Raw genomic sequence first — 17,895 nt, forward strand, 5'->3', positions numbered from 1 at the left:
ACGATTATTTCAGGTGCTCGATCTTAGTGTAATATTTGAACAGGTAATCATAAATGATATATTCATAAATTTTCTGGTTGGCAGCAAACAACCGGTTGGCAGTCATGTGAATATAACTTCCTAACAGATCACGGGCATATTCCGGCCGGGCGCTGTTTATCGTTCCCTGTAGAAGCGGCCCCATGACTTTGGTTACCGCCTTCATCCTTCCCGTAAATATTTTCTCCAATGAAGTTCTGTTCATTTGGAGGAATTGCAGGTAAGTTTCCGCATGTTCACGATAGGATTTATTGATCATTTTATCGGCAGCTGAATCAAGGCCGACGTTCATTTTAAGCAAGTGTTTGGCATGCCTGATAAAATGCAGCTTTTCTTTGTTATCATTAAAAAAGAAATTGATCAGGTCGTCGGCCAAACGAATGCCGGCGGCCAAACGATGTCCCGGATTTTCGTGTAATACATGTGATGTCATCAATTTCAGGATAGCGATGCTGTCATGGTAAAACAATTGTTCGGACTCTTCCATAGCGATGCCGTATCGTTCCAGTTCGCGCATATAGGTATCCATCTGAATTTTCCAGATCAGGCCCGATCTTTCCGGTTCAAGCAATTGAGCCCGGACATGGCTGATCACCTTTTGCAAGTCCGCTAAATGGTTCAAATGAAACCGCAACCGGATATGCGGATCGGGATCGTGATAGCGTATAAAAAACGCATGCGTGATTAACTTCAACTTTTTTAACTCGGTGATCAGCTTCAAAATATGGCCGGACAGTATCTTGTCGCTGCTGATGATACCGCTATAGATCTTGTAATAAAGCCATTCCGAACCAATGGTAAATTTCCGCTCTGTCACTTTCATTTGGCCCGGATATTGACCTGCGTTTATTATGGGCTGCCTGTACCTGTTTATCAGTATGGCTACAGCCTGGTTGTTTAAAGCCTGATGCTGCTCATCCACAATTGGATAATTTTCCGGTGTAAGTAAAAACTCTTTGACTTCTAAGGATTTTCTTTTGCGCAATTGTTCTTCGAACAGACCGACCAGTATATCTTTTCCCGTGTCGATCAATAACTCATTATCACCCTCGCTAATGGTGAATAAATTGGGTACGCCTTTATTTTTCAAAAATTGTCGTATCGTATCGGGATCGATCGGGGTAACTGCATTGGTGAGGGCCTTATATTGGATTTGCCACCGGGCAGGTGAAAACACAAGTTCATTATAAACCAATCTTGGGTAAAAGGATTTGCCCGGAAGGATCGCATTAAAGTCAAATAGCAGGTTGTCCGAATCTTCGTTTTGCAGAGTTCCTAAAAACCGGTAAATCGGCGAACCCTTCGTATAATTATAGGCACTGCTGATCACGGGCCTTACCTGTGTGTTCAGGCGTTTGGACCTTAAAATGAATTTCCCGTTACGAACAGATAATAAGATGTCGTCGAGGGTAATGATCTCATGATCTCCTCTTGGAGAATTGGCGTAATAGGGAATGTCATATTGCCTGAATGACAAATGAGCCATAACGTTGCCGGCCCTTGGCTCAGGCTCGTGCAAAAGTTCCGCCAGCACCGTATGGTCGCCGTGAATCTGTTGTTCAATGGCAGCTAACTCCCTGGCCATCTCGTTCATTAGCGGATGAAAGTCTGTGAACCGTGCAAAAAGGTTGATCCCACTACTGCCACCTACGTTTTCAATTTGCAGATTATCTCCGGCCAGTATCCGGAAGAAAACGGAGGAAGTAACCGGCATCGTGATCGGATAGCTCTCCATGTGAGCGATGTCCTGATCTGTGAGGGTGATGACCGTTTGTCCCGCCGCGACCGCATCTTCATACTTTTGCTGGATCAGTTTCAGGTTAAAATTCAGGACAGGACTGGCCCGCGGCCTTACGGCTCCCATAGCGATCTCCCGGCTCAGAAAATCATCAAAGCTGGTCTCGTTTTCCAGAAAATCAATTCCGGTTTCAGGATCGAGCGCCAAAAGCAACGGTATCTCCTGCTGCTCATATTTCGTTAAAAAACGCTGCTTAAAAGATGTTAAGGTATGATTATTCACACCTGCTGATGATATTTTTTTCAGGATATCGATAGCCTTGTTTAGATTTTTCTGTACCCTGTAACTAAGCGTTCCTGTAATACCGGCGTAACAGTGATCTACCTGGAACAACCTGTTCTGTGGGTGTAACTCACCGGAGGTGGCAACAAGTTTATGCAGTTGGTCTATTCCTTCCTGATTGCCTGCGGTGGACTGATCCATCAGGGATAACCTGTGACGGAATGCCGTCAGGTAACTGCGCCAGCCCCTGATCGCCTCATTCTGATGCGTTTGTTCGAGTCGTGTAAATTCAGCTATCCAATGATCTAACAGCTCATTATTACTTATAGCGATGTCGAGGTGTGTCGAGATCACCTGGTTATCCAGTAGATGCCTTAAGTATTGCATGGTTTCTTTAGCGCTGAAACCCATCTTTTTACTTTCGCTGCATATATCCGCGATGCTTTTCCAGGTCGGCCCGATCAGCCGCGTAAAGGTTTCCAGCACCCTATCTGAAGCTATCGCCGTGATATTAAAATCGCCCTCCGTCAGCCCTTTCTCAATCATGCGGAATTCCTGTCCTACCTGGTAGATCGTATTGTTGATCCTGATGTTCAAATGGCGGAATATAGCCGGTGTATGATTAAATATGTCCAGTAATTTTGCCAGGTAGCTTTTGTCCGGCCTGCTTCGTCTGATGATATTTTCGTGGTCCATCCTGATTTTGGAATGGTAATCCCAGGTAACAACAGCACATCCTGCAAACAGTCCGAATGGGGTGCAACGAAAGCACATCCGGTTAAAATATTTGGTTATGGTCGAGGACAATGTGCCCTCAATGGCCGCTTTTTGATGATAGATCATCGCAGCCACATCAGGGCTGGCCAGGTAAAGCGCTTCCTTAAATAAAGGGTCGTTTATAAAATCGGGCGGTTCGTCAGTGAGAATATTGCGTAATGGAAAAACCGGTGTTCTCAGGATCAGATAAGGGTAGTACTCATGTTTCATATTATTTCTTTCCCAACTGATGCTGAACAGTATTTTAAACGATCAGTTATGCCATCAATTTTTTAACTACTACGAAGAATTTTGCTTTTTATTTTATTAAAAAACACGTCACGGTATGATTCGCCGATTGAAACAACCATTTTGTTTTCCAAATTGACCTGGTTCTTTTCTATTGATTCGATCCAGCTATGATTAATAATAAAGGATTGATGGACCCTGGTAAACCGGTCGACAGGTAAAGTCCTTTCCAAATTCTTCATCGTCAGGCTTGTCTTATACTCCCCCGATTTCAGATGTAAATGCACATAATGGTGTGAACGCTCCGCATAGATCAGGTCTTCCAGTTTCACCCGGATTGATTTCCCCTTGGCTCCGGTCTGAATATAGAAATCCAACACATTTTCACCCTGGGCAGGCTCCCGGTTAATCCGCAGCAACTTATTGATGCTTTTCAGAAACCGGTCATAACTGATGGGCTTTAATAAAAAGTCAATGGCGAAGACTTCGAATGCTTCAAAGGCGTATTGAGGATAAGCCGTGGTAAAGATAACCGCGGTAGGATCTTTTATTAATTCGGCGAATTGGATGCCGGAAAGTTTAGGCATATTAATATCCATAAATATCAGATCAGGTATAACGCCGGCATTGATTTGCTCTAATGCCAGCAATGGGTTCTCAAAGGTGCCGATAGCCCTGAGCTCAGGTGTGTCATCCACATATTCAGATAAGACCCGGATTGCATGTATTTCATCATCGATAATAAAACAGGTAAGCATTTTGGACGTATTCTTAATGATAGATATTATCTATAAAAGACAACAATTATTTCCAAAAGTTTTTTTGTCCGCCTATTGCCGGTTTTGGCAAATGAGCAAAATAAATCATGTATTAACCTAAAACATGCTGTTTTTCGCATTAAAAGCGTGTTTATTATAGGCTTGTCAGAACATATTTCTGAAGGTTTTATCACAAGAATAGAACTATATACACCAGCAATAGTACTATATGTCCCAGGAATAAGTCTGCATGCACCAAACGCGGCCGGAGGGCATAAAAAAGGCAGGTTTATACGCTAATTTTAGGTGTACGGTATCAGTAAACGATTGTTTAATTGAACGGCACAAAAAATGCGAACAGCATATCTACCCAGCAGCAAAAAAATACCTGAAATGAAAGCAGGACTAATTAGTTTCTCATCGCAACGCTACCAAAGGGTCATTGCCATCTTATTGATACTGTTATGGGCTTATTCCGCTGTTGATAAACTGACCGACTTTCCGAAATTTCGTTTGGAACTGGGTAAATCCCCTTTGATCTCGGGATTTCAGAACGTCGTCGCTGTGATCGTTCCGCTAACGGAACTAACCGTCGCGCTTTTATTACGAATAAAAAAAACCGTAATACCTGGCCTTTACGCCTCCTTCGCATTGCTTTCCCTGTTTACGGCCTATCTGGTCGTTATCCTGAATTACAGCTACTATATACCATGCAGTTGTAACGGACTTATGGCAAGCATGTCGTGGAGCGCTCATATTGTATTTAATATCGTTTGTTTATTGTTAACCGCTTCGGCAATCGTAATCCCTGATTATGATCAAAGGAAAGGAGGTGCAATTTCCGTCGCTTAATCTTAATGTCAGGGCTTTAAAGTAAAGCCGTGCCAAATCCACCGTATTCCGGCAGATATCAGAGCCGGAAATAAATAGTTTGACTACATCATCTTAAATTAAAACAAAATGAAAAATTTACGCAAACATGCCGCAACATTAGTTTTGGCCGCAGGCTGTTTAGTGGGTATAGGTGCCCACGCCAAATCTTTATTAATTACCGCAGGATATTATCAGGTTAATGCCGCAGGAAACCGCGCAAATAACACGGTATTATCGTCAACCGCGCCTGAAGACAATTGCAATGCGGGTACGCCCAACTGCGTGGCGGAATATGATGCCAGTGGAACAAGAGTAAGTGCTATTACTCCCGGTCTGTTCCACAATTAATAATTCACTGTGGGCTTAGGCCCGGACTTAGCATGTGAAATTAAATGATGAATAAATTTTATAACAAGCCTGCCGCTATTCTTATTTACATCCTGATAGCAGCAGGCTTGTTAATTTTTACGCTCGTCCTCGTAAGAGGCGATTTCATCCCTCAAAAAAACGGATTTTCAAGAAAGGTCATTCAAAAGGCAATTCATGTATTGGGAAAAATTGAAAATAAGAATAAATTTCTATCAATAGCGGGATATCGCGGCTATACCATTTATCTGGCTACCAGGGAACCTAATAAATTAATCATGGTTGATGGCACACTATCAAAACAGCATGTCCTGTCTTTAGATATTCCCAACAGTCCGAAGCTGAATTCACGATTTGAAATAGAGATAGATTCCTCCGGGATTCGTCTATTTGCCGGCAATGTGCCTGCTCTTTACTACTTTAAACTGGATGGAACTTTATTTAAAACCATAAATAACCTGCCGGGCGTTTTTACAAGAAGTATCAGTGTCAATCAGGCCTCTGTTATTTTAAGGATCATACAAAAAAGAGGCAATCAGTTTGATGCCGTATTTGCAAAATATAATTCCTTCCATAACAAACTCACATATGAACAGGGGATTTCTGCCTGGCATGGAGATCTGGGCTTCTCCACCGACGGTTTATTATGCTTTGATAAATTAACAAGCCTGGCTTTATACATAGAACTTTTTAGTAATAAGGTTACCGCGATCGATACCAATCTGACGCTTATCTATAAAACGCATACCATTGATACCATTAGCGTTAATCAGGCCAATTATAACAGCATGAAACTGGGCAACAAAACAGAATTCACCAATACCTCCCCAAAGCGTTTAGTTAATAGTGAGTCTTGTGTCGATGAGGGACGGCTCTTTGTTAAATCCAATTTACAGGCCGATAACGAAACCGATGATGTCTTTTCCAATAACGCCGTTGTTGATATTTATAGCGTAAAAAACAGTAGTTACGGGGGCAGTTTTTATATCCCGGACGATAATGGTAAAAAGGTATTAAGGTTCCGTGTATTTCGGAACCTGCTGATTGCTATATACGAACACCATGTGATTACTTACCAGTTAAGGTTACCTAAAGCAAATGTCCGCTAACATTGATAAAACGGCGGACATTTGCCTGGTAATTATTACGTATACCGATTACCGCAAATTTTGCTGCATCCCTGTGGCCGAAATAATATAATCCGGTATAGGGAACACATAACGGGCATCATTGGGCGGTAGCGTATAAACCGTTCCGTTTAATGATCGTGTCAGGATCACCGCAAACCGGGATTCCTGGTTCAGGCGCTTCAGGTCTGTCCAGCGCAGGCCGCGAAATATCAACTCTTTTTTTCGTTCCGCCAATATTTGTAGTAGTGCATTATCTGAACTGACCGCTGTCAGCGGGATAAATGTCCCTGTTTTAAAACGGGCCGTCAGCAAGGCGTTTAAGTCTGACATCGCTTCGTTAGTCATTCCCTTACGGGCATATCCTTCTGCGCGGATCAGGTATTGTTCATCAGTAGCGAGGCCTGAAAACGGAACCGAAGACTTTCTGTAGCTTCCGCGGAAGCCGACTGAGCCATCGGTGTTCAAATAGAAGAATGTTGTTTTACGTAAATCATTTGATTGGTAAGACTGGTAAAGCGATTGATCTATTTTCCCCACGGTTTTGGAAAAACTTTGATAAGACGACATGGCATACCGGAGTATCACTTCGTTGTTGAGATCGGGGATTGGGTAAGCTGTAGCTGGATTGGGGTTGAGCGTATTGTAATCTAACAAGGTGCCGTATAACTTTAAACTGGCATCTGCATTATTAAGAGCCTGGTTATAATTCCCCATTGCTAAATAGATGCGCGCCATTTCTGCATAAGCGGAACATTTATTTGGCCGGTATTTGCTGACCGATGTTACGGGCAATAAAGAAAGTGCTTCATTTAAATCTACCATGATCTGCCGGTAAGTTTGCTCGACCGTTGACCTTACTGACTTTTCATTCAAATCTGAGCTTAGCCTTAAGGGAATACCGAAGTCAGTTGCGGCTGTTGATGAATTGTAAGCTTTTGCAAATTGTTGCGCCACATTGTAAAAAGCGTTGGCTCTTTGAAAAAGTGCCTGTCCTTTCACATTGTTATAATCAGCCTGGTTGGAAGCGCTGACAGTTACCTTACTCAATCCGTCTAAAACAACGTTGGCGTAAAATACCGACTTATAGTTACTATCCCATTCAATCACAGAAGCCGTTCCCTGCCAGATGTCTTTCTGCCAGGTATAACTATTGATCTCCGGCAAAAAACTTAAGGACTGGAAATCAGTGTAGCTTAAAGCATATTCTCCGGACGATATTTGGGCGGCCCCGATATAATTGCTTCCGAAAACGGTTACTGTGTTGTCAAGTAGCGCCTGAAAATCTGTTAATGTCGTTGGCACGACCTGGGTTTTGTCCGGCTTAATGTCCAGTTTATCCTTAACACACGAGCCGAGTGTGTTGCCTAAAATTAAGATCAATAGCACATATAGTTTATCTTTTTTCATTTTTCAATTCATTTAGGTGGTTAATCAAAAAGTGGCATTTACGCCTACAGCCAAAGTTTTTTGTGGGGGCAGCACAGGATAGTCAGGGTCAATCCCTGAATGGTTCGCCCGCCAGAGGATACCCAGGTTATTCGCATACACATAGAACCTTAAACTTTGAAAGGGTATTCGCTTCAGGCTCGCCCTATCCAAAGCATAGCTGATATTGACATCCTGCAAGCGGATATTGTCGCCTTTTTCAACCAGTATGCTGGAATTGTTATAAAAGTCGTCTCTCGATGTGTTGGCCGGATAAACCATCGAGGGAACATTCGTAATTTTTTCATCACCCGTTTTTTGCCAGCGTGACGCGTAATCGCTGCTCCCGTTCCAGGTGGTCAGCAGGGCGTTGTAATTTATGGATGGTTTATGAAAATAATAACCGAAGCGGTAAATGATGTTCGCCGATAAAGAAAAGTTTTTATAAGAAAATGTATTGCGGAAACTCCCAAAAACACAGGGTCTTGCCGGGCCATTATAAACCAGGTCACCTGGTTTTAAACCTGCAAATGCAGCATAATCTTTACTAATGGAGCCATCCGGCAAATACCCCATTGGATCGCCGGTCGCCGGGTCAAGCCCGGCCCACTTATAGCTGTATATCCCAAATACCGGTTTGCCGACTAAGGGCGAGATCAGATCACTTGCTCTTGTTAGGCTGGCGTCCGCGGTAAAATTGGTAACCGAAGTAGATTGCAACAGGTATTTGGTCACTTTATCGGTAGCATAGCTAAAAAGGATATTCGAATACCATTTAAAGTCCTTATCGATGTTTCGCGTATTCAAGATGACGTCGAATCCCTGGCTCGCGATGTCTGCCACATTCCCTTTGTAACTTGTAATGCCTGCGGTTGCATCTACCGGCGCATAACCTAAAAGATCGGTTCCTTTTTTGCGGTAATATTCAAGGCTGCCGGACACAATATTCTTCTGCGTTGAAAAATCTACACCCAGATTAGCGATACCGACTTTTTCCCATCTTAGTTCAGGATTAGGCGGGTTTACAATACTTGCATAATTAAGGCCTGAACCTGCCAGGGATTGTGAATATACAGCGGTTGTATAAGCGCTCAAAGATTTGTCCAGATTCCCATTGTAACCATAAGTCGCCCTCAGTTTTAAAATGGGTAACCAGGTCACTTTATAATAGGGTTCTTTATCAACCGACCAGCTACCGCCAACAGACCACAAGGGGACGCCTTTTTGATTGGTCCTTACACCAAAGAGATTGCTTTGATCAAAACGGGCGCTTCCTGATAAAGTATACCGGTCTTTAAATGTATAGGCTACATTACTGTAATACGACACATTCGCATCAAAACGTCCGGAAAACTTGGTGTTACTGTATGGTATGTAATTGAAATTTCCATCATAGGTCGGCATCTGGGACGAATAATTAATCTGTGAATTGTAAGTCAGGATATTATCATTAAATCCGTATGTACGGTTTCCGTTCCCATTAATTTCGACCTGTCTTACTTCCATTCCGGCAATAGCGGTTATCCTGTTTTCTTTCCAGCTTTGGTCAAAATTAAATTGTCCTCTTACGGCATTGGAATTAATGATGCTATAGGACTGATCCAGTATCCCGCCAAGCGGTACCGGACGGTTCAAAGAACCGTTGGAATTAACTGAAGTATAAGTATTGATTAAATTGCGGGTATAATAGGTGTCCTGACTGTATAAGTTCCTGTTATTCAATTCTGATCTTTCATAAGTGTAGCGAACCTCAGCATTCAGTGCGTTTATTAAAGTGTATCTCGCAGAGGTATTCAGCCTGATATCTGACAATACGGATTTGTTATTGCTGATATTAATTTCATTTAGCGGCACATATTGCCAGTTTAACAGGCCACTGGATTGTGCTGTCTGGACAAACGAACGACGGTAGTCCCTCGCAATAGCTAAGGGATTACCGTCGTTGTCTGCCAACTGCGCATAGGGGTAAATTGCGGTGCCGGCACCATCACTTACAGAAGTATAATCGAGGCCGTTATTTCTTGTTTGGGTTTGGGTATAGATCAGATCGGTGTTCAGTTCCAGGTCTTTGACCGGTTTGAACGTATTGGCGGCGCGCAGGGTAAGCCTATTGTTGCCATTGCCCACGATATTGTCCAGATTTTTATCATAACCCGCTGAAAAGTAATATTTCTGCTTTTCTGAGCCGCCGCTCAGATTCAATGCATATTGCTGGTTGACACTTGTCCTGTACAGGTATTTCGCTATGTCCTTGCGAACGTCATGTTGCTTCATGGCATCAATCTGTGTATTGGCAGAAGCATCGGAAATTGTACCATTCTTTGCTGCGTATAGCAATTCCACTACCGGGGTAAATGGTGTAGGATTAGTTGTGTTGGCCGCATTGGCATCATAATACCCTTGTGCAAATAAAGTTTTTTCGAGATCAATATAATCCGATGAAGAAATCCAGGGTAGTTTTGAAAGTTGCGGCTTTTGACCTAAGTTCAGGTTGGCGTTAAAATCAACTTTCATCGGCTGATTGTACTTACCTTTTTTCGTGGTAATCACAATTACGCCGTTTCCAGCCCGTACGCCCCAGATAGATGCAGCCGCCGCGTCTTTTAGCACGGTAATATTTTCTACATCATTGGGGTTGATATTATTAATATCCCCATCATACGGAAAATTATCCAGGACGATCAGCGGCTGGTCATTGGCCAGGATAGTGCTCCGGCTCCTGATATCCAGCTTTGGCGCACCGCCGCTTCTCCGGTCGAATAACAAACCGGACGTAACATTTTCCAGGCGACTGATCACGTCGGTGCTTACGCTACGGTTAAGCAGCTCATTGTTCACTTTGACGAATGAGCCTGTTGCACGTTCCGGTGCAATGTCCTGGTATCCTGTGGATACGATCACTTCATTCAGGGAAGCGGCATCTGTTTCCAGTACGATGTTCAGGTATTTAACATTTCCGTTAATCGTAATTTCCCGGGTCTTGTAGCCAATATAGGAGATTTGTATGATAACATTCAGCGGCACATCCGCTAATTTAAATTCGCCACTGGTATCTGTGACAGTTACATTTTTATCACCTTTTATCCTGATGGTTGCGCCCGGCAAGGGCTCACCCTGCCCCCCGGTTACCTTTCCTTTAACCGGAATTTTAGGCGCTTCTTTCAAAGGCACGGCCAGGATCGTATTTTTATCCTGATGGCTGATAATGATCTTCTCATCAATCACCTGATAGGTGAGCGGATAAGGCGCCAATAAATTATCCAAAAGCTGTTTTAACGGCTTATTCCGGACTTGAACGCTAACTATGGACCGAAATAATTCTGTTGAATTACTATAAATGATAGGTACAGCGACTTTGGCTGAAATCTTGTCAAAGGCTTCTTTGAGGTTCTTTTTATCAATACGGATTGTAATTTCTTTTTCGAGAACCTGGCTTTTGGCGCTTGCGACAAGCGACAGGGCGGTACAACAAATCAAGTATACGGTCAGCGCCGCCGGCCGCATGATTCGCATGGAAGGTAATATTTTAAGCATAAGCGTAATTAATAGGGTTAAATAATTTATTGGTCAAACGGGTAAGGCTAAGGCAACTTAACATTTATAGCTTTTTGCGGGACTTGGGATGCCGCGCGGTCTTTAATAACGATCATATCAATATCCCGCTCGGCCTCTATAATATCTATGCCATATTTTTGCAGTGCGGTGCGTAGTTCCGCAATATTGGACATATTGGCGATGACGTCCAGATCGACATTGCCGCTTATACCGGTTTCATCAATCAATGGAGTAGTCAAAGTTTGCAGGTAGTAGGTTTGTAACTTGCTGCGAAAGAATGCCCATGGTGCATTTTGTAAATGGAAACTATATTTATTATCCGCCACTTCCCGCTGGCCTCCCTTTGTATGAGGCAGCTTTCCCCGATCTAAGGAAATCATCACTATGGATTTGCCCTTTTTCTTCGCTATGGATGCCTGTAACGTAGGGAATTGCCTGTCTAAATCTTCACGCATATACCTGAAAATATTCCCGGTATCAGGTGGGGAAATTATAAGTTGGTAACAATATGTATTCTGCTTCATCCAAAGGCCCCATGCTTCGGGGCCCGCTGTTTCCCTGCCCAAAGGGCCTTTAATCGACACAGAATCTTTGGATTCGATGACCATTCTATTGAAATTATTCATAAAAGACGGCCAGAACTCCCCGTAGGCCATCTGGTAAAGTCTTTGAGCCGAAATATTTAATCCCAAAATCTCATAAGGCTTACCTGCAGGGGCTTTAAAACTTAAAAAAGGCGTAAATCCTTCAACGTGCCGGGTAAGAGCACGATAGTTGATCATATCCTCAACATTGATCGCATTTATTCCGGCATTTAACGGCCTTTTAGTATCGAAACGCCTCTTTACATCATTTTTCATGACGAATGTGAGCGGTTCCTTATTTAAGAATTTTTGAATATTTGATTGGTTGACTTGCTCTCCATCAGTTACAGCGCTTACAATGCCACGTTCATTGATCCACACGTAATGTGGTATTTCAGAATGTTTAAATAAAGCCCTTAAAACAGTATCCCTTACCACTGAGAAACCTTGCAGCCCCTTAACCTTTTGCATATTGGTTAATAGTGAACTAACCGTCTTTTCATCCTGATCGGTTACCGGCAAAATGAACAGCTTGTTCCCAAATACTTTTCGGAGGCTGTCCATTTTAGGAAATGAAGCCACGCATGGAGAACACCAGGTTGCCCAAAAATCAAGGATGAGCAGCTTACCCTTAAAATCAGACAAGCGGATGGTTTGTGTGGGATAGTTAATGAGGTGCCTGATCTCCATATCAGGTACCGTATCGCCGATGGCAAGCGGACGATATTTCAGAGGGCTTGATTGTTGTGCCATAGCGCTTAGTATAGGCCATAGGATGGCCATAAAGCAGATTTTGAACTTCATTGCAGTTATTTATTAATTATAAAATTTCACGAAACAGGGTGCCCGTTTTGGGCGAATCCGCATTGCCTTATGCCGGCAGGGATATAGTTTTATTCATCATTCTTCACAACCTCCTTTGATCATATATTTATCTTTTTGCTTGATAACGCTGGCATTGATAGCCGCCGCCAGTTGTGCCAGTGTAATGTTTATTGGTTTGTTCATATCAAACTCTCCATAACATAAACAGTTCTTAGCTTTATTTTCGATTTGAATTTGCAGGTTATAGTATCGTGAAAAATCTGCGGCGACTTCCTCCACCGGCGCTCCGTCATAAGTTAAAATGCCGTCTTTTCTTTTCAGCATTTGACCGGCTCCCGGATAATCTTCGCAGGTTAACAATCCCTTTTGCTGATCAAATACCCCGCGATGGTTAGGTTTAAGGACGATTTCTTCCGCTTGTTGCATCGGCGACAGCATAACAGATACTTTTACGATCCCGGTAACCACGGTAACGTCTGGTTTTAATTGCTCCTTATAAGCCCGGATCATGAAAGAGGTGCCGACCACCCGCGTGTCCATCCTCCCGCTATGAATAACGAACGGATGTTTTTTGTCTTTGGCCACTTCAAAAAAAGCTTCGCCCTCCAGCTTTACCTCCCGATAATTACCTGTTAACTGATCCGGATATTCAAGAGTGCTGGAAGGGCTCAGCCATATTTTGGTGCCGTCGGAAAGCGTAATTATCCGGCGTTGACCCTTAATGGTGGTTAATTCCATTATTTTAACTGGGTGGATATAATGTTCAATGCCATGCCAGTAATGGTTGGCTATGAACGCTGCAGAGCCGATCAGAAATATGCCCGCAGCCGCTAAGCTTCGCCACTTAGAAAACTGAATTATTTTTATTGCCGGTTTCTCTTTCAGTTGCTGAACGAGGGTTGACCTTACTTTTAAAACAGCCGCATCAGCCTTTGCCTGATTTCGAATGTTCTGGTCTGTAGCTCCTAACTCTGCCTGGATCAATTCGCGAAGGGTTTCTTCGTTTTGTTTTTCATTAAAATACGCCAGCAACTGTTTGATCTCACCCGGTGAGCACTCATTTTTTAGGTATTTGACAAAAAGGGCAGCAAGGGTCAATGGATTATTCAAGTTCTTTCTTTTTACCCTATTGTGGAGCAAAATGAATTTAGGTCTGCTGAAAATTAAATAATTGTGAATTATTTAATTCGCTTGCAATGACACATTTTTTTCGTTTATGATGGCGCACAAACCTACCATGTGATTAATTTTTCACCAACCTATAAAAAGCCCGGTCCATTAACATAGCAGCCTATAAAAATTCAGATTTATTTTAATTCAGACATGGACCGCAGAAAATATTTTCTGCGGTCCACATTGTTAACTATCAAAATAATTCTAACGGTTGTAAATCAATTAGATAAAGTTATTGAAACCATTTATCTTTATACGGACAGATTGGGTAATATTTACCTTATTTGTAGCGAGCTTAAAACCTATTTAACAGATCACATTGAGCAATAAACATAGGAACCAGCGTCAAAAAGCGATCAAAGCTGTTGTGCAACCGTCCCCGGCTGTTCGAAAACCAGTTCCCGACGTCAAGCCTCAAAAACCGGTGAAAATTTCGATTTTCAAACGCTTCTCTAAACCATTCCTATGGTCCTTAGCCGTAACCTTAATCCTTGTCGCAGGGGTCGGTGTATTCCACTACAGTCAAAAGGATAAGATCTATGCTGAAATTCAACTAAACGACAGTGTATCTTTTTCTTTTGGAACCAATCAATATTACGCAGACAGCATTGACAGCCGAATAAGCCCTTTGTGCGGGTGCTATTTGATACGCCCACATAGAGGCGTGCAATTTTATACCAAAGAATTTGACTTGGCTGTAAATGACACTGCCTTTCAATCGCCCGGCTCATTGAACCAGTTTATTTTCTTTTCGCCTTCTGATGATATGGGTTACAATCCATCGTTGAAATATAGCGTCAGGTATTTGATCGTTAGACATCAATCCCTCTATTCAGTTGCCAAGAAAATACACTTTGACTCGGCTATAGATACAAGAGACAAGCCGAATGTTTTAAAGGACAGCATCTTTACCAAAGTGGAGAACATTGCCCTGTTTACTACGTCAAACACGCTCAATGTGATGACCTCTGATACTTTTGCAACGGCTTCACTGACCCCCATCAAAGATGCGGGGATCAGCATCTCTAAACTGAGGCAACCCTATAACCGGGATAACTATGGATTTAAGATAGACGAAGAATACGATACGCACGGGGATCAGCGCGGAGAATGGGAAAACCCTTCCGTAGATGTTTTCGGTCCTGAAGTTAAGGTAATGACCGCCTCAGGCACCATTAAAATTAACGGGCAAATATTAGAGGGTGATTCGCCCCATGACGTTTTGCTGATCTTCAAAGTGATGCCCCAGTTAAGGATATTACACAATCGGGCATACGTTGAATATTTAAAAGACCTGCTGATTCCTAACCATGCCATCCTCTATTACCCGACCCACGGCCATCTTCTTCTTACCTCATCGGTTATGGAAGATGCGGACTACCGGGAGTTGGTAGCAAGGTACCACCGTCACCCGATTATTAAATCTCCTCAAGCAATGATCGGCGCACCTTATGAAGTGATGAGCTGGCGGGCGCCGACAATCACGTCTTGCAACGGTATCGCTGTTTATAGCAAGGACCTCTCCTCGCTGGAATCCAATGAAACCAGCGGGGGGATTAACTTCGGCATATCCTCCTACTGGCTTTACCCTCAAAAAGATATCCGTTTGAAAAACCTGACAGATTTTAAGGCGTATAATGAACCGCTAGTCATTCCTCTGCAGGATAGCTGCCCAGATGAAATCGTAAAGTTTCATGCGAAAGGCGAGGTCTGGTTTGATGGTACCGGGCGATTGAATTTCAATACTATCAAAAACGATGCAATCTATTATCTCGGCTTTATTTCTTCGCTGGTCACTATTATTTTATTTTTTAAGGAACTGAAAAAATGGCCGGAAAAGAAATAGGCTATCGTTTACCCGCGCCGGATTACAAGAAACGATTAGCTTATACATCTTATGATGATTCATAGTAGATCATTCCCGTCATATCGGAGTTGCCCATATCGTTACATATTGATATTCGCATTTATCATTTTATTTGTTACAGATAGAAATTTGGGTACTTGTTAAAACTGTATTTTTTATCCAATTCCAGTACTCGTTCTTTAATATAATAATTGTCTGTTCTTGCCCGTCGCCGAGAACAGATCTGTCCATTTTCATTCACGGCCTTTATAACCAGTTCCAATTCTTCCAAGTTGAACTCCTTCAAATAAGGTTCGATCAATTCAGTGAAACGATTATCTGCCATGTCAAAACCGAAACTGCCAGCGAACATCTGAATTAAAAAGCTGTTTCCTTTTTGCTTTTTTCCTTCAAGGACAGCTTGCCGGTAAACCGTCATGATTGCATCAGTAGTGACATACTTACTCTCGTAGTCGCTGTTTCCATCTATTTTACCTACTCTTTCCATATGTTCCTCTATCGATGGTGTGCGGTAAAAAGCACGTACGTCCAAATCAGCATACTCATTCAGTTTGTTGGAAAGAATCATTTTAGTACTTTCATTCATCAGTTCACCAATTTTCGGAAAGCAATTGAAAAGTTGAATGATCTGGTTCATGAAGTCTGTATTAATATCGCTGTAGTAATCCTTTTCTTCACCAATTTTTTTACTTAACGCTGTATAGTCATTCTTTAGCATGATGATCAGCGCCTGGTTAGTCACCTCTCTATGCTCGTTGGATAGGTTGTCATTGATTTTTAAAGCTACTTTCCAAAGTGATTTGAAAATGCCGGCTTTTACTTTTTCATTGAAGCGATCAAAGTATTTGGCTTTAAGATGTATTTCCAATTGTGCAGGGTCCACAAAAAAGGCTTTCACTACAGCCAGATTCTGCATAAAATCATTAAAGATCTTCTTTGAAAGCAGTGCTGGTTTGATCAAAATACCTTCCAGCATATTACGGATGTAAGCCCTGGTTGTCTCACGATTCGGTTCATATAATTCGTAATGATCTGTCATTACCGGATGCGCGCAAAGATTCCGAATAGCCTGTAGGCTTTTGAAGTGCTGATAATCGGCGGTATCAAATAAACTGGTCTTGGTATTCACTAGTTCCACTAATCTGCTTTCCCACTCGGATAATTTGCCGCTGTTAGCCTGCGTATTTTTTATTTCCAGTAAGATATCTTTCGCTGCCGTGTCATTGTATAAGTCCTGCAATTCTTCTAGTTTATATAAAAGGTCAGCGAGCGTTATGGAATAAAGCATAACGATAGCAGAACGGTAGCTTTCGTTATAATATGATTTTATTACTTCGTTAAAATATTCTTTTGTTTTAGGGGAGTGTATTTTTTCGGCATTCAGGTCTAAGGAAAAGTCTCTCATTGTGTTAAATTCAGAATCCGCAAATCTAATATCTTAAAGTCAATTTTGATCTACTGTTTTCAATCAGTTGATAGACCTAATGTGATCACACTTCGCGATATTTCAAATCGTCGGTACTTGTCGTAGTTCGCCTGAGCCTAAATCATAAAGTGGCGTGATTGGAGATTTATTTTAGGTGGCTCAAAAAGTGTGCTGTTATTATCATAAGGGCCAGATTCTGATTTGAATAAAAATACTGTTTGACCGTTTTATTGGCTTTAACAATGTGATCTCGAATAGTTGATGTACTTATACTCAATTCCTTACTTACTTCTTCATAGCTTTTACCTTCCAGTTTGCATAGCGTATAAATTTGTTTCCTTTGAGGTGAAAGGTTTTCAATCGCCTTTTTTAGAAGGTCATGGTTTTCTTTGACAATCATTATATCTTCTGCATTGCTGTCAAATTCCACAGCGGACAGGATCAGCTTATCGATCAGACGTTTGTTTTTGGCGATCTGTCGGAAATAGGCATAAACGAGGTTCTCTGCCACTTTGTATAAATAAGATTTGAATGATTTTTCGGGATTCAATTTTTCCCGGTCTTTCCAGATCGTCATAAACAGGTCTTGCAATAACTCCTGGGCGATTTCTTCATCCTTGACCAACCGGCATATATTCCCGTGAAGCTGCTTGCTGTACTTATCGTATAGAAAAGTAAACGCCACTTCGCTTCCCTGCCGCAATTGCTCTACTAAAAGGTTAATATTTATGCCGCCTGATTCCATCCCGTTGCTCTGTTTATTGAAATTTCAATAACGAGCCTCATGAATGGGGCTTAATAATAGGGCCGGGCCCACCTATCATTTGTCCATCAGGCTCTGACAAAGCC

12 protein-coding genes are annotated in these 17,895 nt (G+C 42.2%); 4 read left to right on the plus strand and 8 right to left on the minus strand.

Features of this window, described 5'->3' with window-relative positions:
* Nucleotides 1-4 precede the first annotated feature (4 nt).
* Together ABIN91_RS04925 and ABIN91_RS04930 are read right to left on the minus strand one after the other, a co-directional pair.
* Entirely contained in the window at nt 5-3,046 is a 3,042-nt protein-coding gene (locus ABIN91_RS04925) for a lantibiotic dehydratase (protein ID WP_348049079.1), read from the minus strand.
* Between the two features lie 62 nt (nt 3,047-3,108).
* A complete protein-coding gene (locus tag ABIN91_RS04930) occupies nt 3,109-3,822 on the minus strand; it encodes a LytTR family DNA-binding domain-containing protein (RefSeq protein WP_348049081.1) in 714 nt (237 codons plus the stop codon).
* A gap of 393 nt (nt 3,823-4,215) precedes the next feature.
* Between ABIN91_RS04930 and ABIN91_RS04935 the strand changes: the two genes are divergently transcribed.
* From ABIN91_RS04935 to ABIN91_RS04945, 3 genes are all read left to right on the plus strand, one after another.
* On the plus strand, nt 4,216-4,674 hold the full coding sequence (locus tag ABIN91_RS04935) for a MauE/DoxX family redox-associated membrane protein (protein ID WP_348049083.1): 459 nt from the start codon (nt 4,216-4,218) through the stop codon (nt 4,672-4,674).
* A gap of 108 nt (nt 4,675-4,782) precedes the next feature.
* Nucleotides 4,783-5,043, plus strand: coding sequence for a hypothetical protein (locus ABIN91_RS04940; RefSeq protein WP_348049085.1), 261 nt, complete (start codon nt 4,783-4,785; stop codon nt 5,041-5,043).
* Nucleotides 5,044-5,087: 44 nt separating this feature from the next.
* On the plus strand, nt 5,088-6,170 hold the full coding sequence (locus ABIN91_RS04945; protein ID WP_348049087.1) for a hypothetical protein: 1,083 nt from the start codon (nt 5,088-5,090) through the stop codon (nt 6,168-6,170).
* 48 nt (nt 6,171-6,218) lie between these two features.
* Here the strand turns inward: ABIN91_RS04945 and ABIN91_RS04950 are convergent, their stop codons facing one another.
* The 4 genes from ABIN91_RS04950 to ABIN91_RS04965 form a co-directional block, all read right to left on the minus strand.
* Complete coding sequence (locus tag ABIN91_RS04950) at nt 6,219-7,598, minus strand: RagB/SusD family nutrient uptake outer membrane protein (RefSeq protein WP_348049089.1); 1,380 nt, start codon at nt 7,596-7,598, stop codon at nt 6,219-6,221.
* 24 nt (nt 7,599-7,622) lie between these two features.
* Nucleotides 7,623-11,150: a SusC/RagA family TonB-linked outer membrane protein gene (locus ABIN91_RS04955; protein ID WP_348049091.1), complete on the minus strand. Its 3,528-nt coding sequence runs from the start codon at nt 11,148-11,150 to the stop codon at nt 7,623-7,625.
* A 47-nt stretch (nt 11,151-11,197) separates the two neighbouring features.
* Nucleotides 11,198-12,559, minus strand: a complete 1,362-nt coding sequence (locus ABIN91_RS04960; protein WP_348049093.1) for a TlpA family protein disulfide reductase — start codon at nt 12,557-12,559, stop codon at nt 11,198-11,200.
* 96 nt (nt 12,560-12,655) lie between these two features.
* Nucleotides 12,656-13,690: a FecR domain-containing protein gene (locus tag ABIN91_RS04965; protein WP_348049095.1), complete on the minus strand. Its 1,035-nt coding sequence runs from the start codon at nt 13,688-13,690 to the stop codon at nt 12,656-12,658.
* 382 nt (nt 13,691-14,072) lie between these two features.
* On the opposite strand from ABIN91_RS04965, the gene ABIN91_RS04970 reads away from it, so the two are divergent.
* Nucleotides 14,073-15,599 carry a hypothetical protein gene (locus tag ABIN91_RS04970; RefSeq protein ID WP_348049097.1) on the plus strand — a complete coding sequence of 509 codons (1,527 nt, stop codon included), beginning with the start codon at nt 14,073-14,075 and terminating at the stop codon, nt 15,597-15,599.
* A 136-nt stretch (nt 15,600-15,735) separates the two neighbouring features.
* Here ABIN91_RS04970 and ABIN91_RS04975 read toward each other — a convergent pair whose 3' ends face one another.
* Nucleotides 15,736-17,025: a hypothetical protein gene (locus ABIN91_RS04975; protein WP_348049099.1), complete on the minus strand. Its 1,290-nt coding sequence runs from the start codon at nt 17,023-17,025 to the stop codon at nt 15,736-15,738.
* 166 nt (nt 17,026-17,191) lie between these two features.
* Nucleotides 17,192-17,791, minus strand: a complete 600-nt coding sequence (locus ABIN91_RS04980) for a sigma-70 family RNA polymerase sigma factor (RefSeq protein ID WP_348049101.1) — start codon at nt 17,789-17,791, stop codon at nt 17,192-17,194.
* Between the last annotated feature and the right edge of the window lie 104 nt (nt 17,792-17,895).

It is taken from the genome of Mucilaginibacter sp., from assembly GCF_039921305.1.
In the GTDB taxonomy this organism is placed as follows: Bacteria; Bacteroidota; Bacteroidia; order Sphingobacteriales; family Sphingobacteriaceae; genus Mucilaginibacter.

Coding starts and splice junctions, on each gene's coding strand:
- ABIN91_RS04955 (WP_348049091.1), bottom strand. CDS start 11,150: ATGCTTAAAATATTACCTTCCATGCGAATCATGCGGCCGGCGGCGCTG.
- ABIN91_RS04940 (WP_348049085.1), top strand. CDS start 4,783: ATGAAAAATTTACGCAAACATGCCGCAACATTAGTTTTGGCCGCAGGC.
- ABIN91_RS04960 (WP_348049093.1), bottom strand. CDS start 12,559: ATGAAGTTCAAAATCTGCTTTATGGCCATCCTATGGCCTATACTAAGC.
- ABIN91_RS04950 (WP_348049089.1), bottom strand. CDS start 7,598: ATGAAAAAAGATAAACTATATGTGCTATTGATCTTAATTTTAGGCAAC.
- ABIN91_RS04930 (WP_348049081.1), bottom strand. CDS start 3,822: ATGCTTACCTGTTTTATTATCGATGATGAAATACATGCAATCCGGGTC.
- ABIN91_RS04980 (WP_348049101.1), bottom strand. CDS start 17,791: ATGGAATCAGGCGGCATAAATATTAACCTTTTAGTAGAGCAATTGCGG.
- ABIN91_RS04945 (WP_348049087.1), top strand. CDS start 5,088: ATGATGAATAAATTTTATAACAAGCCTGCCGCTATTCTTATTTACATC.
- ABIN91_RS04975 (WP_348049099.1), bottom strand. CDS start 17,025: ATGAGAGACTTTTCCTTAGACCTGAATGCCGAAAAAATACACTCCCCT.
- ABIN91_RS04935 (WP_348049083.1), top strand. CDS start 4,216: ATGAAAGCAGGACTAATTAGTTTCTCATCGCAACGCTACCAAAGGGTC.
- ABIN91_RS04925 (WP_348049079.1), bottom strand. CDS start 3,046: ATGAAACATGAGTACTACCCTTATCTGATCCTGAGAACACCGGTTTTT.